This window comes from Novosphingobium sp. BL-S-34, assembly GCF_056857015.1.
Map to the genome: position 1 here is coordinate 510,867 of NZ_CM166472.1, position 24,642 is coordinate 535,508.

Sequence of the window (24,642 nt, forward strand, 5' to 3'; positions counted from 1 at the left end):
CGTACCGGGCGGCGGCATCGCCCCATCGGCATGCCGCCGCCATTGCAATGAAGGCCATTCCGGCGCATGGCGGAAACCATGCCTCCCAAGAACCGGCCCGAGCCTGGCCTCCCGACGCGCGAGCAAATCCTCGACTTCATCCAGAACTCGGCCGAACCCGTCGGCAAGCGAGAGATCGCACGCACGTTCGGGCTGAAGGGTAACGAAAAGATCCAGCTCAAGGCGCTGCTGAAGGACATGGCCGAGGAAGGCCTGATCGACGGCAAGCGGACCGCGTTTCACCGCATGGGCGGGTTGCCCAAGGTCACCGTACTGCGCGTCGTGGACGTGAGCGAGGGCGAGCCCATCGCCGTGCCGGACACCTGGGCGCCCGACGATGCCACGCCCCCGCCGCGCATCCGCCTGATCGAGAAGGGCCGTTCGGCGCTCAAGAAGGGCGACCGGGTGCTGGCGCGCACGGAGGAAACGCAGACCGGATGGCGTGCTTATCCGATGAAGAAGCTGATGCTGCGTTCCGAGCAGCTTCTCGGCGTTGTCGAGATCGATGGTGCGGGCAAGCCCTGGCTGGCTCCGGTCGACAAGCGCATCCGTAACTCCTCGCCGATTTCCGACCTGGGCGGTGCGGAAAAGGGCGAGCTGGTGCTGGCCGAGCCGATCGGCCGTTCCGCGCGTCCCTCGGTCAAGATCACCGAAGTGCTTGGCGAGCCATTGGCGCCCAAGGCCTTCAGCCTGATCGCCATTCACAAGCACGGCATTCCGAACCATTTCGAGAGCGAGACGATTGCCGAGGCCGAAGCTTCGGCCAAGATGCCGCTCAGCCATGAACAGCGCGAAGACTTGCGGCACCTGCCCATCGTCGCCATCGACCCATCCGACGCGCGCGATCATGACGATGCGATCTGGGCCAAGCCTAACGCGGAGGGCGGTTTCGACGCGCTCGTCGCCATTGCGGACGTGTCCTTCTACGTCCGTCCGGGCGGCGAGATCGACCGCGAGGCACGGCGCCGCGGCAACTCGGTCTATTTCCCCGACCGCGTCGTGCCGATGCTGCCCGAAGTGCTCAGTGCCGACGTCTGCTCGCTGCGCTCGGGCGAGGACCGCGCGGCCATGGCCTGCCATCTCAAGGTGGACGGGCAGGGCAAAGTCACCGAATGGCGCTTTACCCGCGCGCTGGTGCGGATCGACGAAGTCATCGCCTATGAGGAAGCCCAGGCCCGCATCGACGAGGGCAGGGCGGAGCACCATCTCCAGGACCTCTGGGCCTGCTGGAAGCTGTTGGCCGAAGCCCGCCAGGCGCGCGACCCGCTGGAACTCGAACTGCCTGAACGCCGGGTGAAGCTGGACGAGCAGGGCCGCATCACCGAAATCGCCATCCGCGAGCGGCTCGATGCCCACCGCGTTGTCGAAGACTTCATGATCGCCGCCAACGTGGCCGCGGCCAAGGCGCTGGAGGCCAAGGTGGCCCCGGTCGTGTACCGCGTCCACGAGACCCCGAGCCGCGAAAAGCTGACCGCGCTCAAGGACTATCTGGCAACCTTCGGCCGCAATCTCTCGCTGGGGCAGGTAATCACGCCGGGCCTGTTCAACCGCATGCTCAAGGACATCGTGGACGAGAGCGAAAAGGCGCTCATCATGGAAGCCGTGCTGCGCAGCCAGACCCAGGCCTATTACGGTCCGCGCAACGAAGGGCACTTCGGCCTCGCGCTCGCTTCCTACGCGCATTTCACCTCGCCGATCCGCCGCTATGCCGACCTTCTCGTGCACCGCGCGCTGGTCGATGCCTATGGGCTGGAGCAGCCCCGACCGCAGGGCGACATCCCGGCCACCTCGGGCCTTTCCGAACGCGACCGTGACGATCTGGGCCGGGTCAGCGATGCCATCAGCCAGGCCGAACGCCGGGCGATGGAAGCCGAGCGCGAAACCATCGACCGCTATGTCGCGGCCTGGCTCTCGGGCCGCGTGGGCCAAGTGTTCGACACGCGCATCACCGGCGTGCGGAAGTTTGGCTTCTTCGCCACGATCATCGGCCTGGGCGGCGACGGCCTCGTGCCGGTTTCGACCCTGGGCGACGAGCGCTTCGGCTATGACGAAAAGGCGCAAGTCCTGGAAGGCGAGAGCAGCGGCACCGCCTATGCCATGGGCCAGATCCTGCGGCTGCGACTGGCGGAAGCCAATCCGCTGACCGGTGCGCTCAAGTTCGAACTGGAAGAAGGCGGCGGCCGCATCGAACCGCGCGGCCGGCCGCAGCCCCTGAAGAAGAAGGGCAAGCACTTCGTCTCGCCCCGCGGCCGACCAGGGAATATCCGGCATCAGGGGCGCAAGAAGAAGTAGCGATTCAAGGCTTGATCGTCCCGGACCCGATCCGGGACGGCGGCCTTCTCAGGCGAACGATAGGCTTCGCGGTATCAGCTCAGGCGCTCGATCGCTTCGGCGTCGAGGGTACCGGGGATCACGAAGACCGGGCAGGGCATCTGCCCCAGTCCGGCGCCGGTGAAGTGCGTGACGAGCGGCCCCGGTCCGCCCTCCTTGGCAGCGCCGAGCACGAGGGCCGAAACCTCTCCGTGCTCTTTCAGGTATTCGCGCACGATCTTGATGTCTTCTCCCATGCGAACGGAGATGACCGGCATCTTAGCGCCTTGTGATAAAAGGTTTCCGGCAGCGGCCGTCACCAGCGTCTCGGCGCGGGCGCGGGCCTCTTCCTCAATGGTTGCCTGGACCCCTCCGAAAGCATTGAAGGGCTGGGGGGGGACCACGGCGAGAAGATGCAGCGCACCGTCGGTCTTCGCGGCGCGGCGCGCGGCGAATTGCAAGGCCACCAGCGCCTCTTCCGTTTCGTCCACGATGACCAGGTAGATGCGCATGGGTTTCCTCTCGATGCGGGCTTATCGGGCTATTCAGGTCATGGTGCAAGCCATCACGAATGCGAAAAAAGGATCGTGAAGGCGCTTGTGCGCGCGCGCCAACTTGTCCAAGGAAAGGCGGACCCCGCATACCTCCCCAAGGAAAACAAGGGACACACAAGCTTCCATGCCAATCGACATCAAGATGCCCGCCCTGTCCCCCACTATGGAAGAGGGAAAACTGGCAAAATGGCTGGTTAAGGAAGGCGACACCGTCAGCTCCGGCGATATCATGGCCGAGATCGAGACCGACAAGGCCACGATGGAGTTCGAAGCCGTCGACGAAGGCACGATCGGCAAGATCCTGATTGCCGAAGGTACCGACGGCGTGAAGGTCGGAACCGTGATCGCCATTCTCGCCGGTGACGGCGAAGACGCCAGCGCCGTTTCGGCTGCACCAGCTGCTGCTTCCGCTCCTGCCAAGGCGCCCACGGAAGCCAAGGCCGAAGCGCCGAAGGCTGCCGCACCGGCGCCTGCCGCCTCCGCTCCTGCGCCTGCCGCTTCGAAGGAAGGCCGTATCGCCGCCTCGCCGCTCGCCAAGCGGATCGCCGCAGACAAGGGCGTCGACCTCGCTGCCGTGAAGGGCTCCGGCCCCAACGGTCGTATCGTGCGCGCCGACGTGGAAGGCGCCAAGTCCGCGCCGGCCAAGCCTGCCGCCGCAGCACCTGCTCCTGCCGCCGGTTCGGCCGAAGCCAAGGCCCCGGCTGTCGAGATGGCGGCGGAAACCCGCGCCTTGCTCGACGACCGCATCCCGCACTCGGTCGAGAAGCTTTCGGGCATGCGCAAGGTCATCGCGCGCCGCCTGACGCAGTCGATGCAGGAAGCGCCGCACATCTACCTCACCGTGGACGTGCGCCTCGACAAGCTCATGGCCCTGCGCGCCGAGATCAACTCCATGCTCGAAAAGCAGGGCGTGAAGGTCTCGGTCAACGACATGCTGATCAAGGCGCTCGGCCGCGCTCTGATCGACGTGCCGGAATGCAACGTGACCTTCGCCGGAAACGAGCTGATCAAGTATGCGCGCGCCGACGTTTCGGTCGCCGTCTCGATCCCGGGCGGCCTGATCACCCCGATCGTCCAGAACGCCAACGGCAAGTCGTTCTCCGAAATCGCCAAGGCGACCAAGGATCTCGGCAAGCGCGCCAAGGAAGGCAAGCTGCAGCCGGGCGAGTATCAGGGCGGCACCGCCTCGATCTCGAACATGGGCATGATGGGCATCAAGCAGTTCACCGCCGTGATCAACCCGCCGCAGGCGACGATCATCGCCGTGGGCGCGGGCGAGAAGCGTCCGTGGGTCATGCCCGACGATTCGCTGGGCGTCGCCACCGTCATGAGCGCGACCGGCAGCTTCGACCACCGCGCGGTGGACGGTGCCGACGGCGCCCGCCTGATGGCCGCATTCCGCGAATACATCGAAACGCCGCTGGGCATGGTCGCCTAAGTGACCGAGACACGACGTGACCCGGTGATCCGGGTCACTGCCATGCCGGCCGACGCCAATGCCTACGGAGACATCTTCGGCGGCTGGCTGATGAGCCAGATGGACATGGGTGCCGGCCTCGTCGCCGCCCGTCGCTCGCGCGGACGCGCGGTGACGGTGGCGATGGACGGGATGCAGTTCCACCTGCCCGTAAAGGTAGGTGACGAAGTCTCGGTCTACGGCGAGATCCAGCGCGTGGGCCGGACTTCGTTGACCATCGCCATCGAAGCCTGGCGCCGGCATCGGCACGAAGAGGAAGAAGTGAAAGTGACGCAGGCCGTGTTCACTTTCGTCGCGGTGAACGAATTCGGTCAACCGCGCGCCATCGATCAGGAGAAGTAAGACAGTGGCTGATACCTACGACGTCATCGTCCTCGGTTCGGGCCCCGGCGGCTATGTCGCGGCCATCCGCGCCGCCCAGCTGGGCCTGAAGACCGCCATCGTCGAGCGCGAGCTGCTCGGCGGCATCTGCCTCAACTGGGGCTGCATCCCGACCAAGGCGCTGCTGCGCTCGGCCGAGGTGTTCCACCAGATGCAGCATGCCAAGAACTACGGCCTGGCCGCGGACAACATCACCGCCGACCTCGCCGCCATCGTCAAGCGTTCGCGCGGCGTTGCAGCCCAGCTCAACGCCGGTGTCACGCACCTGATGAAGAAGAACAAGATCACCGTCCACATGGGCACCGGCAAGCTGGTGGCCAAGGGCAAGCTGGCGGTAACCGACAAGGATGGCAAGACTGCCGAAGTCTCCGCCAAGCACATCATCGTCGCCACCGGCGCGCGTGCCCGCGAACTGCCCTTCGCCAAGGCCGACGGCAAGCGCATCTGGACCTATCGCCACGCGATGACCCCGTCCGAGATGCCGACCAAGCTGCTGGTCATGGGTTCGGGCGCCATCGGCATCGAATTCGCGAGCTTCTACAACGACATGGGCGTTGACGTCACCGTCGTGGAGATGCTCGACCGGATCGTGCCTGTAGAGGACAAGGACGTCTCCGCGTTCCTCGAAAAGGCCCTCACCAAGCAGGGCATGAAGATCCTGACCGGCGCCGGCGTCGAGGCGATCACCGCCACCGACAAGGGCGTGAAGGCCAAGATCAAGGGCAAGGACGGCAAAGTCGCCGAGCACGACTTCAGCCATGTCATCTCGGCCGTGGGCATCGTGCCCAACACCGAGGAAATCGGTCTGGAAGCGCTCGGCATCAAGGCCGACCGCGGCTTCATCCAGATCGACGACTACGGCCGCACCAATGCCGCCGGCATCTGGGCCATCGGCGACTGCACGCCCGGACCCTGGCTCGCCCACAAGGCCAGCCATGAAGGCGTGACCGCTGCCGAATCGATCGCCAAGGAACTCGGCAACAAGGACGTGCACCCGCACGGCCTCGACCGGAACAACATCCCGGGCTGCACCTACTGCCACCCGCAGATCGCGTCGGTAGGCATGACCGAGGAGAAGGCCAAGGAAGCGGGCTACACCGTGAAGGCCGGCACGTTCCCGTTCATCGGCAACGGCAAGGCGATCGCGCTGGGCGAGCCGGAAGGCTTCGTGAAGACCGTGTTCGACGCCAAGACCGGCGAACTGCTCGGCGCCCACATGATCGGCGCGGAAGTGACCGAGATGATCCAGGGCTACGTCGTCGGCAAGACGCTGGAGACCACCGAGGCGGAACTCATGCAGACCGTGTTCCCGCATCCGACGATCTCGGAAGCGATGCACGAGTCGGTACTGGCCGCTTACGGACGCGCCATCCACATCTGAGCCTTCGGCTCATGTGAAAAGAGAAGGGCGGGTCCTTGCGGGCCCGCCCTTTTTTGTGCGTGCTTCCAGTTCAAACGCAGGGAGATTCACACTTTCAAACCATTTTCGTCATTGCAAGCGTAGCGAAGCAATCCAGAGTCGCGCAGAGCCGCTCTGGATTGCTTCGCTACGCTCGCAATGACGAAGGGGGACGGGGCGCCACTTCTCTACGCCTCCACTTCTCTACGCCTCCACGTCTTTGCGTGCTCTAAAGAAAAGCGCGGTCGCCGCCTTCGCGGGCATCACGAGATTTCAATGCGAGCGGGAACTTGGCGATAAGCCGCAGCGAAAAGCTGCGCCTCCCTCAATCGTAAGACTTCGACAGCAGCACCAGCGTCGGATCGCCGAAAAACGGTTCCGGAAGAAAGCCCTTGTCGCGTTCCACTTCGATCGCGGCGCTGTTCTCGCGGCTTTCGATGGCGATCACCCGCTTGCACCCGCGCTTCTCCGCCTGGTTGCCCAGGAAATCGAGCATCGCCCAGCCCACGCCCTTGCCCTTGTGGTCGCCGCGCACCGAGATCGCCACTTCGCCGGTGTCGCCCTGGTCGTCATAAGCCAGCACGCCCGAAGCCACGATCTGCCCCTGGTCGGAGAAGCCCAGCCACGATTCGGTCTGGTAGTGATCCGCCTTGACGATCGGCGCGATCTGCTGCGGGCTCACCCGGTCCGCGGCCGCGAAGAACCGGAAGCGGCGATCGTCTTCGGTCACCTGCTCGAAGAACTGTGCCAGTGCCTCGGCATCGCTTTCCCGCGCCGGGCGAACGTCGAGGGCGATCCCGGATCGGGTGGGCAGGGTGATGGCGTCATTGAGGGACATGGATCGAGAACTCCGGCTGCATCGGGGGTGGTTCGTGTCGGATTTCTAAGTCTTTCTAGCACGCACGGCCTTGATCGAGATCATCGCGCCGCCCGGTAGACGCGCCAAGGCTAACACAGCGTGCCCCTTATGTCCCGCTGCCGAGACAAGTGGCCGGAAGACAGTGGCGCTCCGGCGAACATCGGTTAATGTGGCGGGGAAACGGCGGCTTCCAGGCCCGCCGGGAACGAAGTCTGCCGGAGAGGATACCGGCAAGAGGAGAAGGACATCATGGCCGAGGCCATCTATCCCGTGCCCACCGAGTGGGCCAAGAACGCCCTGATCGACGAGGCGCGCTACCAGGACATGTACGCCCGTTCGCTGGAAGATCCCGAAGGCTTCTGGCGGGAGGAAGCGCAGCGGATCGACTGGATCAAGCCGTTCAGCGTGGTCAAGCAGACCAGCTTCCACGAAGCGGACTTCGGCATCTCGTGGTTCACCGACGGTACGCTCAATCTCTCCGCGAACTGCCTAGACCGTCACCTTGCCGAGCGCGGCGACGCCGTGGCTATCCTCTGGGAACCGGACGATCCGAAGAACCCGGAACGCCGCATCACCTACCGTGAACTTCACGAGTCCGTCTGCCGCTTCGCCAACCTGCTGAAGGCCCGCGGAGTCGAGCGCGGAGACCGCGTGACCATCTACCTGCCGATGGTGCCCGAGGCCGCGGTCGCCATGCTGGCCTGTGCGCGGATCGGCGCGATCCATTCCATCGTCTTCGCCGGCTTCTCGCCCGACGCGCTGGGCGGCCGTATCCAGGACTGCGACAGCCGCATCGTCCTCACATCCGACGAGGGGCTGCGCGGCGGCAAGAAGATCGCACTCAAGGCCAATGTCGACGAGGCGCTCAAGGCCTGCCCGGGCGTGGAGACGGTCATCGTCCTCAGCCACACCGGCGCCGACGTGCCGATGGTCGAGGGACGCGACATCGACTGGGCCTCGGCCGTGGCGGAGCAGTCGGCCGATTGCCCGCCTGAAGAGATGAATGCCGAGGATCCGCTGTTCATCCTCTACACGTCCGGTTCCACCGGCAAGCCCAAGGGCGTGCTGCACACGACCGGTGGCTATTCGGTCTGGGCTTCGATGACGCACGAATACGTCTTCGACTATCGACCCGGCCAGATCTACTGGTGCGCGGCGGACATCGGCTGGGTCACCGGCCACTCCTACGTCGTCTATGGGCCGCTGATGAACGGCGCGACCACGGTGATGTTCGAGGGCGTGCCCAACTTCCCCGATCCGAGCCGCTTCTGGCAGGTGGTCGACAAGTTCCAGGTCGAGATATTCTACGGCGCGCCCACCGCACTGCGGGCTCTGATGCGCGAGGGTGACGACTGGGTGAAGCAAACCTCGCGCCAGAGCCTGAGACTGCTCGGCTCCGTCGGCGAACCGATCAATCCCGAGGCCTGGTCCTGGTATCACGACGTCGTGGGTGAGGGGCGCTGCCCCATCGTCGACACCTGGTGGCAGACGGAAACCGGCGGCGCCATGATCACCCCGCTGCCGGGCGCAACCGCGCTCAAGCCGGGTTCGGCCAGCAAGCCGCTGTTCGGGGTCAAGCCGGTCCTGCTCGACAACGAGGGCGGCGTTCTGGAAGGGGCGGCTGATGGCTGCCTCGTCATCGCCGATAGCTGGCCCGGCCAGATGCGCACCGTCTGGGGCGATCATGAACGCTTCTTCCAGACTTATTTCTCTACGTTCCCCGGCACTTATTTCACCGGCGACGGCTGCCGCCGGGACGAGGACGGCTACTACTGGATCACCGGCCGGATCGATGACGTCATCAACGTATCGGGGCACCGCATGGGCACGGCGGAAGTCGAATCCGCGCTCGTCGCCCATCCGGCCGTGGCCGAAGCCGCGGTCGTCGGCATGCCCCATGAGATCAAGGGGCAGGGCATCTACGCGTTCGTCACGTGCAATGCCGAAATCGAGCCCGACGAGGATCTCCGCCGCGAACTGATCAAATGGGTTCGCCACGAGATCGGTCCGATCGCCACGCCCGACGTGATCCAGTTCGCGCCCGGATTGCCCAAGACCCGTTCCGGCAAGATCATGCGCCGTATCCTGCGCAAGATCGGCGAGAACGATTTCTCGAACCTGGGCGATACCTCGACCCTGGCGGATCCCTCCGTCGTCGACAATCTGATCGCCAACCGCCCGCAACCCGCGACGGCCTGACGGGCAAGTGCTGCTCCTAGGCGCTGTCAGGACCCAACATGCGGCCCTGACAGCGCCGCAACTGGACAATCGGCAGGCACGCGGGGAAATCCTGGCCGCGTCGAAGCGGCGCGCAGCATTTGTGTCATGGAAGGTACGTAAGGTTTCCCTCACGTAACTGAGGCGAATCCATGAACGCGACCCTAGCGGCAACCCCGGCCAGTACCCGACCCGATCTCGAGAAAGGACTGGGCGCCGCAGGAAAGATCGGCTTCGGTGCCGCCATCGTCGCCGCCATCGGCTATGTCGCCTACAGCGTCTACACGGATGCGGCGGCCGTCGGCGTGGAGCCGACCACTTATCTGCCGTTCGTGCTGCTGTTCATCGCCCTGCTGATCGCCCTCGGCTTCGAGTTCGTGAACGGCTTCCACGATACCGCCAATGCCGTGGCCACGGTGATCTACACCAATGCCATGCCTGCCAATGTCGCGGTGGTATGGTCGGGCTTCTTCAACTTCCTGGGCGTGCTCGTTTCCACGGGCGCCGTCGCCTTCGGCATCGTATCGCTGCTGCCGGTCGAACTGATCCTGCAAGTGGGCTCCAGCGCGGGTTTCGCCATGGTCTTCGCGCTGCTGCTGGCGGCGATCCTGTGGAACCTCGCGACTTGGTGGCTCGGCATTCCTTCGTCCAGTTCGCACACGCTGATCGGCTCGATCATCGGTGTCGGTGTGGCCAATGCCATGATGCACGGCAAGAGCGGAACGGCCGGCGTGGACTGGAGCAAGGCGGCCGAAATCGGCCAGGCGCTGCTGTTCTCGCCGCTGATCGGCTTCGGCGTGGCAGCGCTGCTGTTCCTCGCCATGCGCGTGCTCATCCGCAAGCGCGAACTCTATGAAGAACCCAAGGACGGCCTGCCGCCGCCGCTCTGGATCCGGGCATTGCTGATCTTCACCTGCACGGGCGTCAGCTTCGCGCATGGCTCGAACGACGGCCAGAAGGGCATGGGCCTGATCATGCTGATCCTGATCGGCACGGTTCCCACTGCCTATGCCCTGAACCGCGCGGTGCCGGAACGCTACATGGCGGAGTTCCACTCCCAGTCGATCGCCGCCGAAACCGCCCTGGTCGGCAGCAGCAACGGCAGCGTCGAGGCGCAGGGCGTCAATCCGGCCGAGGCGCGCCGTCAGGTGACGACTTACATCGCCGAAAAGACGTTCACGCCGGCCACGCTTCCCGCACTTTCGGTCCTGGTCCACGACGTGGATGCGCAAGTCGGCCAGTACGGCTCGCTGGCCAAGGTTCCGGCGGCCGCGGTCAGCAACATCCGCAATGACATGTATCTCGCTTCCGAAGCCATCAAGGGGCTGGGCAAGCAGAAGCCCGAGGCGCTTTCGGAAGGCGCGCAGAAGACGCTCGCCACCTACAAGACCTCGCTGGACGCGGGCACCCGCTTCATCCCGACCTGGGTGAAGATTGCCGTCGCCTTTGCGCTGGGCCTGGGAACGATGGTGGGCTGGCGCCGCATCGTCGTCACCGTGGGCGAGAAGATCGGCAAGACGCACCTGACTTACGCGCAGGGCGCGGCCGCCGAACTGGTCGCCATGGGCACCATTCTCGGCGCGGACCACCTCGGCCTGCCGGTCTCCACCACGCACGTCCTGTCATCGGGCGTCGCGGGCACGATGGCGGCGAACCGCTCGGGCTTGCAGATGAGCACGATCCGCAACCTGCTCATGGCCTGGGTTCTCACGCTTCCGGTCTCGATCGTGATGGCCGGCGTTCTCTACATGATCTTTGCGCAGATATTCTGATAGTCTTCCGATCCGTAAAGACGGAGAGACTGCATGGCGAAAGAGGCGCCGGGACTGATCCCGGTGGAACCGGCGCATGGTGGCATGGGGCCCGGCCTGATCTGGGGCATGGATGCCACCCCCGACGGCGCTTTTGCCATTACCGACTGCGAGGTCCCGCCAGAGGGGCGGTTTCGCTGGCTTCACCTCAATCTCGCGCATCAGCGCACGCGGCGTTGGATCGAGCAGTTCGACACCCTGGCGCCGGCCGCCCGGGAGCTGCTCCTTTCCGCTGACACGCACCAGCGCGCCCTAGTCGAGGGCGAAACCGTGGCCTGCGTACTGCATGATTTCGAGCGGGACTTCGACGTGGCAGACACGGCGCGCGTCGGCGGGCTGCGCATGGCGCTGATGCCCGGGCTGATGATTACGGCCCGGCTCCATCCAATCCGCTCGGCAGACATCGTGCGCAATCGCCTGTCGCGCTGGGTGGGGGGCTTCGGAGAATCCCAGGCGCTGGAAATGCTGGTGGGCGCCATCAGCGAGAACATCGCCGACATCTGCCGCGCGCTCAGCGCCGAAGTGCAGCATGTCGAGGATATGTTTCTCGACGCCCGCGATCCGCCCAAGGCGCGCGACCTCATCGGCATCCGCCGCCGCCTGGCACAGATCCAGCGGATCATCTCGGGCATGCGCGGCGTGTTCCAGCGTCTCGAAAAGGACGAAGACCTTCCCGAGGTGCTGCTACCGACCGTCGAGAAGATCGCCCAGCGCATCCAGTCGCTCGACGGGGATGTGCTCGGCGTCCAGTCGCAGCTGCGCCTGCTGCGCGAGGAACTCGACATCCAGGAATCGCAGCGGACCAACCAGAACCTTTATATTCTCTCGATCATCACCGCGCTGATGCTTCCGGCGACGCTTGTGACCGGGATCTTCGGCATGAACACCGGCGGCCTTCCCTTCGCGAACGGCCCTTATGGCACCATCCACGCCACGCTCATCGCCGGCGGAGCGGCCATCGCCACTTATCTGCTGCTGCGCTGGATGGGTTTCATGCGCCGCTGAGCAGGGCGCCCCCGCCTTGCTTGCTAGGCTTTCCCTTGCGCGAAATTTCATCGTGGCGCCCGTCGCAAACCCTGTTGTGCGAACCGCGGGCCGTGATAGCCTGTCTCGAAATTGCAAGAAAGGGAGAGCTGGATGCCGCTGATCGAACGAGCCGCACAAGCGCTGGCCAAGGCGCAGCATGACGGTGACGAATTCCACCGTCTCACGCCGGATGCACAGGAACAATTGAGAGAGAACGTCCGCACCGTCATTCGGGCGCTTCGCGTCCCCACCCCCGTGATGTGCGAGGCTGGCCACAAGCTGCTGGAACACGAGCGCGGGCACTCGGTAGGGAACAGCGACGCGCATGACGCGTGGCAGGTCATGATCGATGCCGCTATCGGCAGCATGAAGCCCGCTGAAAACGGCTAGGCCTCTCGCCAGGCCGCCGATGGCGGATATCGGAAGGGCCGGGTCGTATCTGGCCTGATTGTCCAGATCGACCGGCAGGCCTCACGGTTCGGCTGTCGCTGCGCCGGGAGAGACAATGGTCCGGGGTGCCTGCGAGGATAAGGCGATGTCATGAGCGAGGCACTATCCGAACATCCGCCTGCTCAGGACGCGCCCGCTTCCATGACAGAACCTGCCGGCGTCAGGACGCGGCAGCTTTGCCTGACGGCCCTGATCGCCGTGCTGGCGATCTGGATGGCGCGTGAATTCCTGACGCCTCTTGCCTGGGCGGCGGTTATCGCCATGGCCGAATGGCCACTTTACCGGCGCGCGCTTCAGCGGTTCCCGAATCACCCTGGGTGGCTTGCGACAGGCTTTGCGGTCGTAACCGCACTGGTCGTCATAGGGCCGCTTTCGCTGGCTGCGGTCACGCTGATGCAGGAAAGCCAGGCGGCGATGCACTGGCTCCAAGAGGTCCAGCAAACCGGCATTCCGATGCCGGCGTGGCTGCCATCGTTGCCGTTGATCGGAAACCGTGCCGCGCTCTACTGGCAGCAGCATATCGGCAATCCCCAGGCTGCAAACGCCTTGCTCGGCTCTTTCAGCGCAAGCTCGATCCTCACCTGGACGCGGTCGATCGGCAGCGAAGTGGCCCGGGAATCCGCGTTGTTCCTGGTCACCTTGTTCGCCCTGGTCTCCCTGCTTTCCCGCGGCATGCTGATCGGCCGACAGGCCCGCGAGGTGTCGATACGGATGTTCGGCGTTTTCGGGGGCGACTTCCTGGAGCGGATGGTCGGAGCCGTTCGGGCGACCGTGAACGGCACGGTCCTCGTCTCGGTGCTGGAAGGCGGCATCCTGGGGATCGCCTACGCCGTGGCCGGCGTGCCGCAGCCGCTGCTGTTCGGGACTTTCACGATTGCGCTGGCGCTGGTGCCTTTCGGCGCCTGGGCCGCTTTCGGTCTGGCCAGTCTCATATTGATCGGCACCAGCCATGTTCTGGCCGGGTGCCTGCTGTTCGGCTTCGGAGTGACGGTGATGACCGTTGGCGACAACGTCGTGCAACCGGCCGTGATCGGCAGCGCGGTAAAGCTGCCTTTCCTGCTCGCCATGATCGGCGCTTTCGGTGGACTGGCCGAACTTGGGCTGGTCGGGCTCTTCATCGGCCCCGTCATCATGGCCGCGCTGCTGCTCGTCTGGCGGCAGTGGGTCGAGCCGCAACCGGGCTAGGCGCCGCTGAAGGCCGCCCTGCGCCGCCGGCGAAGCCAGGCCGGAGGCGCAGGGCTGCCTTTCAGGCGGGGCTCATCGCCACGTCGAAATCGGCGCAGTAGTCGGCGAAGCGCTCCCGGATTTCTCCAGCGGTGAGGCCGTAGTCGGCCAGATCGTAACTGTGCTTGCCGAAGCGGTCCTTGGGCTTGTCGTCCAGGTAGCGCTGCATGTTTGCGGCCGCTTCGCCGCTCAGTTCCTCGCCGAAATGCGCGTAGAGGCGGCGCATCGTGCCCAGCGGGTCGCGAAGCTGTTCGGTGTAGAGCACGTCATGGATCGCGTTGCGGCCATGGCGCCTGCGGAAATCGTTCTGCCGGGCGATCATGACCACGAACGTCTCCACCATGTCGCGGCCGATCGCCGCGCGGTCCACGCTCTCGCTGAACATGCGCCGCACGTTCCACACCAGGCTGCAGGCGGAGCCCACCACTTCCACCGGGTCCCGGTGCGTCATCACCAGACGGGCGTCTGGATAGACTTCGGTCAGCGCGTCCAGATAGAGCGGATGCCACGGGTTCTTCAGTGTCCAGCGGCCGGGCGCCTGGGATTGGAGAAGTTGCAGCAGGCGCTTCTGGTGGCGGAAGGCGGGCAGGTAGTCCGCCTCATCCAGAAACCAACGATGATAGCTGGGAATGTTATACTGGGAATCAAAGACTTGCGAGACGAAGCTCGGCGCCATTGAGAACTGGCACTCGCACGGACTGTCGCCATCCTCGTGATGAATCGCCGAAATGTGCGGCATGACTTTCAGCGAATGGTCGATCTGCGCCTGCGCCGCCTCATAGCGCGGCCCAGCGTGGAACTCCTCCGGCCTTGGCGGCGGGGTCGAGGCGAAGGCCTCCCACCGCAGGAAACAGCGGCGCGCCGAGTCTTCGTTGAGCAGGTTGATCGTCAGGGTCGTCCCGGTGCGGGGCAGGCCGAATACGAACGTGGGCTTTTCAACCGGGGCGTCCAGGATCTCGGGATGGCGGGCCAGCCAGTCCTCCACCCGCATGCGATTGGCGAGGTATTCGGTGGCATTGCGGGTGAACACGGCAAGGCCCATGTCCGTCAGGTTCGCCTCGCCCTCGATCGCTTCGGTCAGGATCCGCAGCGCCTCGCGGATTTCGGCGTCGTCCCAAGTGGTGTTCCCCGAGCGCTCGCGCGCGCCGGAGACGATCGTTTCGGCCAGTGTCATCCAAGCTCTCCCATTGCTTCGGGCACCGGTCGCCGGATAGTCGCATCGACCGGACCATGGCGTTTTGCGCCACTTCTCTTGCCGGGAAGTCTGTTGCGGCGCGGCGCCGACGGCAATCGGCCGCTACATCGCGATCTGGCCGCGTTATGGAGATCAGGCCATATTGCGCCGCTCTTGCGGGATGCCTGTGCGTCGAGAGGGTGGCTCGGTCAGCCGGAACATCGAAGTGAACCGATGTCCCGGCTTCACTGGCACTTACTTGCCGCGTGCCACGCACTTGCCGCCGTCGGGGCCGACGTTGCCCAGGCAAGTCCGCACGGCGATCGTGGGCTCTGCGATGTCGATCAGGTGATTGCCGTCCGTCCGGCGTTGAAGGTCGAATCCGTCATAGAGCTTGCCCGAAGCCGTGAAGGTGCGGAACTTCAAGGTGTCGCCTGAAACATCCACGACCTGATAGAGTTCGGTCGCTTCGGCCGTCTTGTCGGGCTGCGTGCGGGCGCGATCGTTCAGGCCGTACATCTTGGCGCCCGTTACCGACACCAGATAGACCGGCCCCTGGACTTTGCCGTCCTTGCGCATGGCTGCGGACGCCTCTCGCCCTGCTGCTGAGGTCAGGCGGCTGTAGCAATGGTCGTGGCCCTGCAGGACGAGGTCGACCTTGCGGCTGTCGAATACCGGCTTCCAGGCCTGCTTGATCTCCGAGGTGTCCTGCGGGCGAGCGCAAGTGAAGACCGGCTGGTGAAACAGTACGACATTCCACTTCGCCTTGCTGGAGGCGAGGGTCTCGTCCAGCCAGCGGGTCTGCTGCGCCATGGTGCCCAGATCGATCGCGGACGTGCCGTCCAGCACGATGAAGCGCACACCCTGATAATCGACGAAGTAGGTCGTGGCCTTCACGCCAGGCGCGCCATTCGCAGGCAGCGCGAACTGCAGCGGCCAATAAGGGCCGAGCTTGCGGCTCTCCGCCCCGTTGGGCAGTGCCACGTCGACATATTCGTGGTTGCCGGTGGCGGGCAACTGGGGAACGATGCTCCAGTTGTAGCCGCCGGCCTGATTGAATTCGCCCCACTCATCGTCATGATCGAGATCGTCGCGTTGGGCGGCGAGGTCTCCTGCGTGGAGCACCAGTTCGATCCCGCCATTGGCATGGAACGCCTGGCGGATCACCCGGCTGGCGTACGTCAGGATGCCGTTCTGGATATCGCCGAGATAGAGGAACCGGAACGGCTTCGCCTCTGCGGAGGCGGTGCGGAACTGCATCCATTCCGTCCAGCCGGCGCTGCCTTTGAGGCGGTAGGCATAGACGGTGTCGGGCGTCAGTTTCTCGAAGCGGAGTTGGTGGTAGAGCGCCGGACCATTAGCGCTGTCCTTGGCCACACCCGGCGTGCCGATCACAAGAACCGCTTTCTCTCCCAGCGTCGGCCCGTCCACGGCGATAGCGATCTGCGCCTCGCTGGCGGTCTGCGCGACGTCAGTGCGCCAGGCCACGGCCATGCCGGTGCTGGGGTCGGCTGCGGGGGTCAACATGATCCGATCGGGCAGATTGCGCGAGGCATAGGGCGTGCCTGCCGAGCGCGGAACCGCCTGCTGCGCGGATGGAGATCCAGACTGTACCGCCGGAGATTGGCCCATGACGGGCTGTGCGATACAAAGCGCCAGTGCGGTAGCAAGGCAGGGGCGGGGCATGGATGGCATGGTTCGATGGCTCCGGAAATAGCGGCGCAGCGGCCCGGCCGTGTGACGTCAGGCATGGGGCAGGGCGGCAGCAGGGCCGACCTCGGCCCATCTCCAGAGGATCACGGTCCGCTCATGAGGCTGTTTGCCGACGACGCCGGCTCTCACGGGGCTAGTTGGCCAAGGAAATGACGGTTGCATGACACTTGCGCCAGTTTCCTGCCATCCTTCTCGGATAACCGGGCGAACGCGCGCGCGAAACCGGTGGCCGGAGATACGCAGCGCAGGCCTCGGACCAGTCTACAGGCTGAACGTTCCTGGAAACAACGCGGCACGGTCTTTACTTCAAGAGGCCAGTCTATTCCGCGGTTAACGATCAGGAGCGTTGTTGCCCCTGATCGTTCACGACGCATGAATCAGACTTGTAATTCGAGATGAAATCAGGACATCGGCGCATTGTCATGCCCATCCTTATTTCATCCCAATTTTTACTTGATAGCGTCTTCACCAGCCTGACCCACGGACTGCACATCGCGGCCAGCGCCTTTGACGGTATTGCAGGCAGCCACAGACATCACGACGCTTCCCGCGATAATGGCAATGATTATTTTCTTCATCTTCGTGTTTCCGGTTCTCAGGCAGCCTTCGTGACTGCGAGAAGGATCAAACCTCTAAAATCCCCCGGGTTCCGGCACTTTCGATCGAATGTGAAATTTTGATCGGACAGTACCTTCCGCCGGCTTGAAACAGGGCAACTTCAACTGACCAGAGCCTGAATGGCCGGCCATTGCTCCTCGACGGCGGCACGGCCCGCCTCGATCGCGCGGCGGATCTTGGCGGGATCGAACTCCAGCGTGTCGGAGAACTCTTCGCGGGGCTCGATCACCCGCACTTGTGCGAAGCGGTATCGGGATATCTGGTTGTCCAACGGAAGCAGCAACCGGGCCGCTTCGTTGGCAGGCGTTCCGCTGGCCTCCAGCGCGGTGAACATCTGGTCACGCGCCGCGAGGATATCGTTGATCAGCGACGTGTTCATGAGGTCGTTCCGGGAGACCTCGGACTGCAAGAGGTTCACGGCGCGCAGCCCGATGTCGATCAGGCCGCCGTATTTCCTTGTCGAAGGGGAGCCGCTGGCAGGCGAGGCCCGAATGACGATGACGCCCGTGGGGTTGAGTTCGAGCGCCGCTCCCAGCGGGGTGACGTCTCTTACGCCCCCGTCGACCCATTGTTGTTTGTCGCTGGTCTGGAGCGGATCGAAAAACACCGGCATCGCGCAACTGGCATAGACCCAGTTTTCGATGTTCGGGACGGTCTTGTCGATCGTCCTGAACTCCCCGCTCTGAAGGTTCACCACCCCGAGCCGCAGGTCGACACCGGACGCGGCAAGCTTCGCAGGATCGGCGAACTGCTTGAGAAGGCGCCGGAGAGGCGCCGCGTCGTAGATTGCCTTCTCTCCGAACAGGACCGCGCCCGCCACGCCGCCGCGCTTCCTGAAGATATCCTGATCGCCGCGCAGCCCGAGCCATACGTCGAGCAGCCCCGGAATATCGTCCTGCGCAGCGGCAAGGGCCTGAATTGCGCCGGTGGAGGTGCCCACCACGATGGCAGGTTTAACGCCATGCTTCGTCATCAAGGCATCGAGAACGCCGACCTGAAACGCTCCCTTCGCGCCGCCGCCGCTCAATACTATCGCAAGTCTGGATGGCACCGCGTCTCTCCTGATCCGCGAGGAAGGCTGCCATGATATTATGACTGGCCGCGGGGCGCATCAGGAAAGATGGCACGTCACCCGGCTGCGACAGCCCTCCAGACTTCCATCGACGCTTCGATATCGAGACCTTTTCCAGTCACGGCCTGAATGCAGACATGGTCCGCACCCGCGGCCCAATGGTCATCGAGCCGCGCCTTGATCGTGGCCACGTCGCCCCATGCGAACAGACTGTCCACCAGACGATCGTCCAGCGCATCGATCTCCGCCACGCTGAACCCGAGCCTCTGCCAGCTGTTGCGATAATTGGGGTACTGCACATATTGCGAAAGCGCGCCACGCGCCTTTTCGCGGGCGCTTGCCGGATCCTCGTCCAGAACCACACCTTGTTCAGGCGCCAGAATGCGCCCCGGACCGAGCGCTTCCCGGGCCGAACGGGTATGCTCTGGCGAGACGAGGTAAGGGTGGCTGCCCGCGGATCGATCGCGTGCCAGGGCCTGCATCTTCGGACCCAGCGCTGCCAGACAGCGCACTTCTTCAGGCAGGCCCGCGTCATCCAGACGGTCTAGATAGGAGGACATCACCGTCAGCGGCCGTGCGTAGGCCTCGCCCACGATATGCGAATGGCTTACGCCGAGCCCGAGAAACACCCGCTCTTTCCGCCCATCCGCCAGCCCGTTCCACCAGGCAGCGATCTCCTCGGGATCGTGCTTCCAGATATTGAGAATGCCGGTGGCTATCGTCGCATGCCGCGTGGCATCGAGCAGCCGTTCGATATCGCCCGTGACATCCCCGCCGATGCCGCCCGGGATCCACAAGGTTCCATAGCTCATTTCGTCGAGTTCCGCCGCCGCGTGGGCGGCCTGGCCAGCGTCGCCGAACCGCAATTCCATGGACCATACGCCGATCCGTCCAAGCGAAGGCATTGGCGTTCTCCCAAGCTGCCGGCGCGGAACACTGCATTGCGCCTTTGCCTTCCTCATAAGGGAGATCGCGCCAGGTTCGAGGAGGGTCTTCAACGCCCGAGCGGTATCAGCGTCGTTCGGGAACGAGGGATACCCGCGTCACGCTGGCGCGGCGCCTGGTGGGCGGCAGTCTTGGGGGGTGATGGCGGACAGGGTGGGATTCGAACCCACGGTGAGCTTGCACCCACGGCGGTTTTCAAGACCGCTGCCTTAAACCACTCGGCCACCTGTCCTTACCGCGAGAGCGCATAGAGCAATCGGAGCGGCTTGCAAGTGTCGACTGCAGCGGTCCGGCCAATCCGTTTCCGGTGCGACAAGGCACGCGATCAAGACGGAAGGCTGCTCGCTTGCGGTGACTGTCCACGGGGGATGCACGCCAGCCATTTGCAACGCCGCCGCATTGTGCAAGATTTGCGGGGATGACTGTCTCCCTGAAGCTACGTCCCTTGCGCCATCCTCTTCTTGTCGTCGCTCTGGCCATGTTGCCGACCGCTTCGGTGGATGCGCAGCCCGTCGTGCAGGACATCGGCCAAAGCGCCTATCAAAGCGCCGCGCCGCAGACCGTGGCGGGCCAGACCTTCCAGGCCTACCTGCAAACGGTTGGCGCGCGGGCTCGCCGCGAGGGTGTCAGCGATGCGACGATTTCGAGGGTTCTTACCGGACTGGTTCCGAATCAACGGGTTATCGAACTCGATTCGGCGCAGCCGAGCCGCTCCACCACGCCGCCTCCTGTCGCGCCCTATATCGCGCAACATGTCGGCTCCAGCATCATTGCCCGCGGGCGTTCCCGCTATGCGGAGCTTTCCGGCATCCTCCCCAGCATAGAGCGGCGTTACGGCGTACCGGCACCGGTGCTCTTCGCGATCTGGGGGCATGAAACCAATTACGGCAGCTATGTCGGTGACTTCGACCTGGCAAGATCGCTGGCGACACTTGCCTGGGAAGGCCGCCGCCGCGGGCTGTTCGAAGGCGAACTGGTCGCGCTGCTGAAGATGGTGGACCAGGGCGTGCCCCCGTATCGCCTCAAGGGAAGCTGGGCAGGGGCCTTCGGCTATCCCCAGTTCCTCCCAAGCGTCTACTTGCGCCTGGCCGTGGACGGTGACGGCAACGGCACGCGCGACATCTTCACCAGCCCGGCCGATACGATCGCCTCGATTGCCAACTATTTCCGCGATTCCGGCTGGCGTCCCGGGCAGCCTTGGGGCGTTCCGGCCTCCCTGCCTTCGGGCTTCAACGCCAACGCCTACGCCAGCAAGCTCGCCGCGCCGACGTGCGACCGGGTCCATGCCCGTCACGGCCAATGGAAGACCGTTTCCGAATGGCGCGCCCTGGGCGTAACTGCGCAGCGACCGATCGGAGATTCGGTGCTGACCTCGCTGTTCCAGCCCGACGGTCCCGGTACGCCGGCCTATCTGTTAACCGGTAATTATCGGGTGATCCTCCAGTACAACTGCTCGAACTACTACGCACTGTCCGTGGGGTTGCTTGCAGATGAGATTGCCCGTTAACCATGCCCTGCCGCTCGCCGCGCTGTTTCTGACCGCTTCCCTGGCCGCACCGGCGCAGGGCAGTGGCAGCGCACCGGCGGGGATAACCGGACCCGCTGCGGATTACCCCGTCGTCGTGGGCGAGCCGTTCACCATCGGCGCCGTCACCTGGACGCCCGTCGACCAGCTGAATTACGACGCGGTAGGCTATGCACAAGCCGGCGACGGCACGGGGGTTACCGCGGCGCACAAGACGCTGCCTCTGCCCAGCTATGTGGAAGTGACCGCGCTGGGCAGCGGCCGGACCATCCTCGTCCGGCTCGAACGCCGCGGTCCCATGACCAACGACGCGCTGCTGGAACTGGCGCCCGAGGCGGCCGCGCAACTCGGGCTGGCGTCCGGCGCGCGTTCTGCCGTCCGCGTCCGCAGGGTCAATCCGCCGGAAGTCGAGCGGGCCGCCCTGCGTAGCGGTACCCCGGTTCCCGCACGCATGGAGACCCCGGAAGGCCTGCTCAAGGTTCTCCGCCGCAAGCTGGCGGAGCAATCGCCGCTGCTGCCGCCGCCTTCATCGCCGCCGACGATGCCGAAAGCACCAAATCCAAAAGCGCTGACCCCAGCGGAGCAGGCTGCTCCCGCCGCCCCGCAGGTGGCTGGCGCGGAATCGAAGCTGCCGCCGCGCAAAGCCGCTCCGGCGTTTCCTGCGCCTTTCGTGGCCCCCGTGCCTGCCCCGAAGCCCCGGCCAAGCGCACCAGCTTCGCGCCCAACACCTGCCGTTTCCGCACCTCCTGCAAAAGCCGTGACCACAACCGACAAGCCGGCTCGAAAGGGCAGCGAAGTGGTCCAGGTGGGGGCTTTCTCCGTCGAGGCGAATGCCCGCAAGTCCGCCAGCCAACTTGGCGCCAGCGTGACCAAGGGCGGCAAGTTCTGGCGCGTCCAGATGGGGCCCTTCGCAAACCGTGCACAAGCTGCCGCAGCGCTGGAGAAGGCCAAGGCAGCAGGGTATAGCGACGCACGAATCCAGCGCGCGGATTGATAAAGGGTCGTTTCGCGCACGCCACCGCGCCCGTCCTGGGCGCGCGGGGAGAAGTCGCGCCTTGAAATCCTTCCTGAAGTCTGCCCTCCTGCTTGCCACTTCGGCGAGCCTTGTTTCCGGTCCCGTCGCTACGGCAGCGAATGCCGCGATCCCCACGCCGCCGGCCGAGCTGGCGCCGATCCCGGTCAGCATCCTGGTCGATATCGGTTCGGGCCAGGTGCTCGTCCAGCGCCGTCCGGACGTGCCGTTCCTGCCGGCATCGGTCACCAAGGTCATGACCGCCTTCGTCGCCTTCGAAGAGATCGATGCCGGCCGTCTCAGCCTGGACCGGCAGATGTCGGTGCGCCCCGAAACGGCCAAGGAATGGTTCGCCAAAGGTACGTCCATGTACCTGACGGAAAAGGATCATCCCACCGTTCGCGACTTGCTTCATGGCGTCATGACGGCATCGTCGAACGACGGCGCCATCGTGCTTGCACAGGGCTACGCCGGCAGCGTTCCCGCCTGGGCGGCGATGATGAACGCAGCAGCGCGCCGCATCGGCATGACCGGCAGCCATTACAACACGCCCAACGGCTGGATGGACGACGGCCATACCTACATCACCGCCAGCGACATGGTGAAGCTGGCCGACGCCATGATCACCCGCCACCCGCAGCTCTACCACGAGTTCTCGGGCGTGAAGCATTACATGTGGCGCGATGTCGCCATGCACAGCCACGATCCGACGGTGGGCGTGGTCCCCGGCGCCGACGGCATCAAGACCGGCTACACCCGCGAGGCGGGCTATAACTTCCTCGGCACGGCCGAACGCGGCGGGCGCCGGCTCGTGATGATGCTTGCGGCATCGCCCAAGCCCAAGGTCCGCGATGACGCTGCCAAGGCCCTGCTGGAATGGGGCTTCTCCGCCTGGGATGCACGGCATCTCTTTGACCAGGGTCAGCCCGTAAGTCAGGCCCGGGTGCAGGGCGGAGACGCCCGCTCGGTTCCGCTGGTGGCCAATCGGGAAGTTCATGCCACGCTGCCCAAGGGCGGGCACGAGAAGGTTTCGCTCGCGGTCCATTACAAGGGACCGCTGGTCGCGCCGATCCGCAAGGGCGATCAGGTGGGAGAACTGGAAATCAGGGTCGAAGGTCTCGCCCCGGGGCACGTCCCGCTTTACGCGGGTAAAGACGTTGGCGTCGCTGGACCGCTGGACAGACTGATGAACGGGCTTATCAGCTTCTTCTCATGACCCGAGGACGATTCATTGCGCTGGAAGGCGGCGAGGGGGCAGGAAAGTCCACCCAGTCGCGCCTTCTGGCAGAAGACCTGCGCAGCCGCGGCATTGACGTCGTGACCACCCGCGAGCCTGGCGGCACGGTCGGGGCCGAAGCGATCCGCGCGCTCCTGCTCCATGGCGTCGGAGACGAGAATGGCAGTGACGCAGGTGGCTGGGGTCCCCGCGCCGAAGCCCTGCTGTTCGCGGCCGCACGATCGGACCATGTCGAGAAGCTGATCCGCCCGGCATTGGAGCGCGGCGCCTGGGTGATCTGCGACCGTTTCCTGGACTCGAGCCGGGCCTATCAAGGCGGCGGTGGCGGCTTGTCCGATAACGACTTGCGTACGCTCCACGCCATTGGCAGCGAGGACATGCTGCCGGACGTCACCGTGCTGATCGAAGTCTCGCCCGAAGTCGCCGCAGGGCGACTGGCCTTGCGCGACATTGACGGCACGGACCGCATCGGCGGCCGCGACGCGGCTTACCATGCCCGTGTCGCCCAGGCCTTTGCCAGCTTCGCCGATGCCGAGCCGAAGCGTTTCGTCCGCATCGACGGCGACGGCACGCCCGAGCAGACCTGCGCCGCCATAATTGCCGCACTCGGCGACCTGCGATGAACGAAGACCTGCCGTTCATCGGGCAGAAGGCGGCATGGGAGGAGTGGCTCGCCGCAATCGGGTCCGAGCGGATGCATCACGCCTGGCTGCTGGCCGGCGGGAAGGGGCTCGGCAAAGCCGCCTTCGCGCGCACCGCGGCAGCAGAACTCGTGCGTGCTCCCGGCGAGCCTCGGCCAGACCCGAGGATGCACCCGGACATCTACATCCTCGAGCATCTTCCCGCCAACGATGACGAGGCCAAGAAGAAGGCCGAGGGCAAGCCCTACCAGACCAAGCGCAACATCTCCGTCGATCAGGTGCGCGAGATGATCCGTCGTCTCGCCACCAAGCCGACCATGGGCGACCGCCGCGCGATCATCATCGATCCGGCGGATGACATGGAAAAGGGCGCGGTCAATGCGCTGCTCAAGGCCCTGGAAGAGCCGCCCGCCGGTACGTATTTCCTGCTCCTGGCCCACCAGCCTGGGCGCTTGCTTCCAACCATTCGTTCACGCTGCCGCATCCTGCGCTTTGCGGCCCTGGACGAGCACGAACTCGATGCAGTGATCCGGCGCGACATCCCTGAAGCGGATGCGGACACACGCCGCGCCGCCATCGATGCCGCACAGGGTTCGCCGGGGATCGCCCTGAGCTTCGTCGAGCACGATCTTGGAAGCATTCACCGTCTGATGATGCAGATCCTGCGCGAAGGCGACGCCGAATACGATCTGCGCGGCAGTCTGGCCGAGGAAATGGGCGGCAGGCCCGCGCGCGACCGGCAACTGGCCACGCTGGAGCTTGCCCGCACGGTGCTCGCTCACGAGTTGCCGCAAGCCTCTACGGCCAGGCAGCGCCGCCTGATCGAAGCCCACAGTGTCTTGACCGTCCTGTCGAACCAGGCCCCGACCTACAATTTCGATGCCGGTCTCCTGATAATGGAAATTGGCGGGTTGCTGGCATCGACGGCGATGCCTAGAGAGACGGCTCGCTAAGAAAC

General features: G+C 64.9%; 21 protein-coding genes and 1 tRNA gene. 14 read left to right on the forward strand and 8 right to left on the reverse strand.

The window, feature by feature from the left end; genetic code table 11:
* The first annotated feature begins 78 nt into the window (after nucleotides 1-78).
* Nucleotides 79-2,331 (forward strand): ribonuclease R, encoded by a 2,253-nt coding sequence (gene rnr / locus AC1VV3_RS02410; RefSeq protein ID WP_431568602.1) that lies wholly within the window; start codon nucleotides 79-81, stop codon nucleotides 2,329-2,331.
* A 74-nt stretch (nucleotides 2,332-2,405) separates the two neighbouring features.
* Here rnr and AC1VV3_RS02415 read toward each other — a convergent pair whose 3' ends face one another.
* Nucleotides 2,406-2,861: a universal stress protein gene (locus tag AC1VV3_RS02415; protein ID WP_086490535.1), complete on the reverse strand. Its 456-nt coding sequence runs from the start codon at nucleotides 2,859-2,861 to the stop codon at nucleotides 2,406-2,408.
* Nucleotides 2,862-3,027: 166 nt separating this feature from the next.
* Here AC1VV3_RS02415 and AC1VV3_RS02420 point away from each other — a divergent pair, with 166 nt between their 5' ends.
* The 3 genes from AC1VV3_RS02420 to lpdA are packed head-to-tail and all read left to right on the forward strand — an operon-like array spanning nucleotide 3,028 to nucleotide 6,142.
* A complete protein-coding gene (locus tag AC1VV3_RS02420) occupies nucleotides 3,028-4,341 on the forward strand; it encodes a pyruvate dehydrogenase complex dihydrolipoamide acetyltransferase (protein ID WP_431568601.1) in 1,314 nt (437 codons plus the stop codon).
* Nucleotides 4,342-4,383: 42 nt separating this feature from the next.
* On the forward strand, nucleotides 4,384-4,722 hold the full coding sequence (locus AC1VV3_RS02425; RefSeq protein ID WP_132264097.1) for an acyl-CoA thioesterase: 339 nt from the start codon (nucleotides 4,384-4,386) through the stop codon (nucleotides 4,720-4,722).
* A gap of 4 nt (nucleotides 4,723-4,726) precedes the next feature.
* On the forward strand, nucleotides 4,727-6,142 hold the full coding sequence (gene lpdA, locus AC1VV3_RS02430) for a dihydrolipoyl dehydrogenase (protein WP_431568600.1): 1,416 nt from the start codon (nucleotides 4,727-4,729) through the stop codon (nucleotides 6,140-6,142).
* A 343-nt stretch (nucleotides 6,143-6,485) separates the two neighbouring features.
* On the opposite strand, the gene AC1VV3_RS02435 is transcribed toward lpdA, so the two are convergent.
* Nucleotides 6,486-6,998, reverse strand: coding sequence for a GNAT family N-acetyltransferase (locus AC1VV3_RS02435; RefSeq protein WP_132262763.1), 513 nt, complete (start codon nucleotides 6,996-6,998; stop codon nucleotides 6,486-6,488).
* 270 nt (nucleotides 6,999-7,268) lie between these two features.
* Here AC1VV3_RS02435 and acs point away from each other — a divergent pair, with 270 nt between their 5' ends.
* The 5 genes from acs to AC1VV3_RS02460 all read left to right on the forward strand — a co-directional run bounded on the left by acs (nucleotide 7,269) and on the right by AC1VV3_RS02460 (nucleotide 13,708).
* On the forward strand, nucleotides 7,269-9,218 hold the full coding sequence (gene acs / locus AC1VV3_RS02440; RefSeq protein WP_431568599.1) for an acetate--CoA ligase: 1,950 nt from the start codon (nucleotides 7,269-7,271) through the stop codon (nucleotides 9,216-9,218).
* Between the two features lie 170 nt (nucleotides 9,219-9,388).
* Nucleotides 9,389-11,008 carry an inorganic phosphate transporter gene (locus tag AC1VV3_RS02445; RefSeq protein ID WP_431568598.1) on the forward strand — a complete coding sequence of 540 codons (1,620 nt, stop codon included), beginning with the start codon at nucleotides 9,389-9,391 and terminating at the stop codon, nucleotides 11,006-11,008.
* Between the two features lie 33 nt (nucleotides 11,009-11,041).
* On the forward strand, nucleotides 11,042-12,052 hold the full coding sequence (locus AC1VV3_RS02450) for a transporter (RefSeq protein ID WP_243840832.1): 1,011 nt from the start codon (nucleotides 11,042-11,044) through the stop codon (nucleotides 12,050-12,052).
* Nucleotides 12,053-12,184: 132 nt separating this feature from the next.
* Complete coding sequence (locus AC1VV3_RS02455; protein ID WP_431568597.1) at nucleotides 12,185-12,463, forward strand: hypothetical protein; 279 nt, start codon at nucleotides 12,185-12,187, stop codon at nucleotides 12,461-12,463.
* A gap of 201 nt (nucleotides 12,464-12,664) precedes the next feature.
* Nucleotides 12,665-13,708 (forward strand): AI-2E family transporter, encoded by a 1,044-nt coding sequence (locus tag AC1VV3_RS02460; RefSeq protein ID WP_431568596.1) that lies wholly within the window; start codon nucleotides 12,665-12,667, stop codon nucleotides 13,706-13,708.
* 61 nt (nucleotides 13,709-13,769) lie between these two features.
* On the opposite strand, the gene AC1VV3_RS02465 is transcribed toward AC1VV3_RS02460, so the two are convergent.
* The 6 genes from AC1VV3_RS02465 to AC1VV3_RS02490 all read right to left on the reverse strand — a co-directional run bounded on the left by AC1VV3_RS02465 (nucleotide 13,770) and on the right by AC1VV3_RS02490 (nucleotide 19,501).
* Nucleotides 13,770-14,921: a sulfotransferase family protein gene (locus AC1VV3_RS02465; RefSeq protein WP_431568595.1), complete on the reverse strand. Its 1,152-nt coding sequence runs from the start codon at nucleotides 14,919-14,921 to the stop codon at nucleotides 13,770-13,772.
* Between the two features lie 255 nt (nucleotides 14,922-15,176).
* Nucleotides 15,177-16,553 carry a purple acid phosphatase family protein gene (locus tag AC1VV3_RS02470; RefSeq protein WP_431568594.1) on the reverse strand — a complete coding sequence of 459 codons (1,377 nt, stop codon included), beginning with the start codon at nucleotides 16,551-16,553 and terminating at the stop codon, nucleotides 15,177-15,179.
* 530 nt (nucleotides 16,554-17,083) lie between these two features.
* A complete protein-coding gene (locus AC1VV3_RS02475) occupies nucleotides 17,084-17,212 on the reverse strand; it encodes an entericidin A/B family lipoprotein (protein WP_132264101.1) in 129 nt (42 codons plus the stop codon).
* Between the two features lie 140 nt (nucleotides 17,213-17,352).
* A complete protein-coding gene (locus AC1VV3_RS02480; RefSeq protein WP_165921325.1) occupies nucleotides 17,353-18,279 on the reverse strand; it encodes a patatin-like phospholipase family protein in 927 nt (308 codons plus the stop codon).
* A gap of 101 nt (nucleotides 18,280-18,380) precedes the next feature.
* Nucleotides 18,381-19,229 carry a TIGR03620 family F420-dependent LLM class oxidoreductase gene (locus AC1VV3_RS02485; protein ID WP_482961946.1) on the reverse strand — a complete coding sequence of 283 codons (849 nt, stop codon included), beginning with the start codon at nucleotides 19,227-19,229 and terminating at the stop codon, nucleotides 18,381-18,383.
* A 182-nt stretch (nucleotides 19,230-19,411) separates the two neighbouring features.
* Nucleotides 19,412-19,501, reverse strand: a tRNA-Ser gene (locus AC1VV3_RS02490).
* 186 nt (nucleotides 19,502-19,687) lie between these two features.
* Here AC1VV3_RS02490 and AC1VV3_RS02495 point away from each other — a divergent pair.
* From AC1VV3_RS02495 to AC1VV3_RS02515, 5 genes are all read left to right on the forward strand, one after another.
* A complete protein-coding gene (locus AC1VV3_RS02495) occupies nucleotides 19,688-20,776 on the forward strand; it encodes a lytic murein transglycosylase (RefSeq protein ID WP_132262777.1) in 1,089 nt (362 codons plus the stop codon).
* Nucleotides 20,760-21,788, forward strand: coding sequence for an SPOR domain-containing protein (locus tag AC1VV3_RS02500; RefSeq protein ID WP_431568591.1), 1,029 nt, complete (start codon nucleotides 20,760-20,762; stop codon nucleotides 21,786-21,788). The genes AC1VV3_RS02495 and AC1VV3_RS02500 overlap by 17 nt, the downstream gene beginning before the upstream one ends.
* Before the next feature lie 61 nt (nucleotides 21,789-21,849).
* Nucleotides 21,850-23,022: a D-alanyl-D-alanine carboxypeptidase family protein gene (locus AC1VV3_RS02505; RefSeq protein ID WP_482961947.1), complete on the forward strand. Its 1,173-nt coding sequence runs from the start codon at nucleotides 21,850-21,852 to the stop codon at nucleotides 23,020-23,022.
* Nucleotides 23,019-23,666, forward strand: coding sequence for a dTMP kinase (tmk, locus tag AC1VV3_RS02510; protein ID WP_431568590.1), 648 nt, complete (start codon nucleotides 23,019-23,021; stop codon nucleotides 23,664-23,666). Before AC1VV3_RS02505 ends, tmk begins: the two co-directional genes overlap by 4 nt.
* Nucleotides 23,663-24,637, forward strand: coding sequence for a DNA polymerase III subunit delta' (locus AC1VV3_RS02515; RefSeq protein ID WP_431568589.1), 975 nt, complete (start codon nucleotides 23,663-23,665; stop codon nucleotides 24,635-24,637). The genes tmk and AC1VV3_RS02515 overlap by 4 nt, the downstream gene beginning before the upstream one ends.
* Nucleotides 24,638-24,642: the final 5 nt, after the last annotated feature.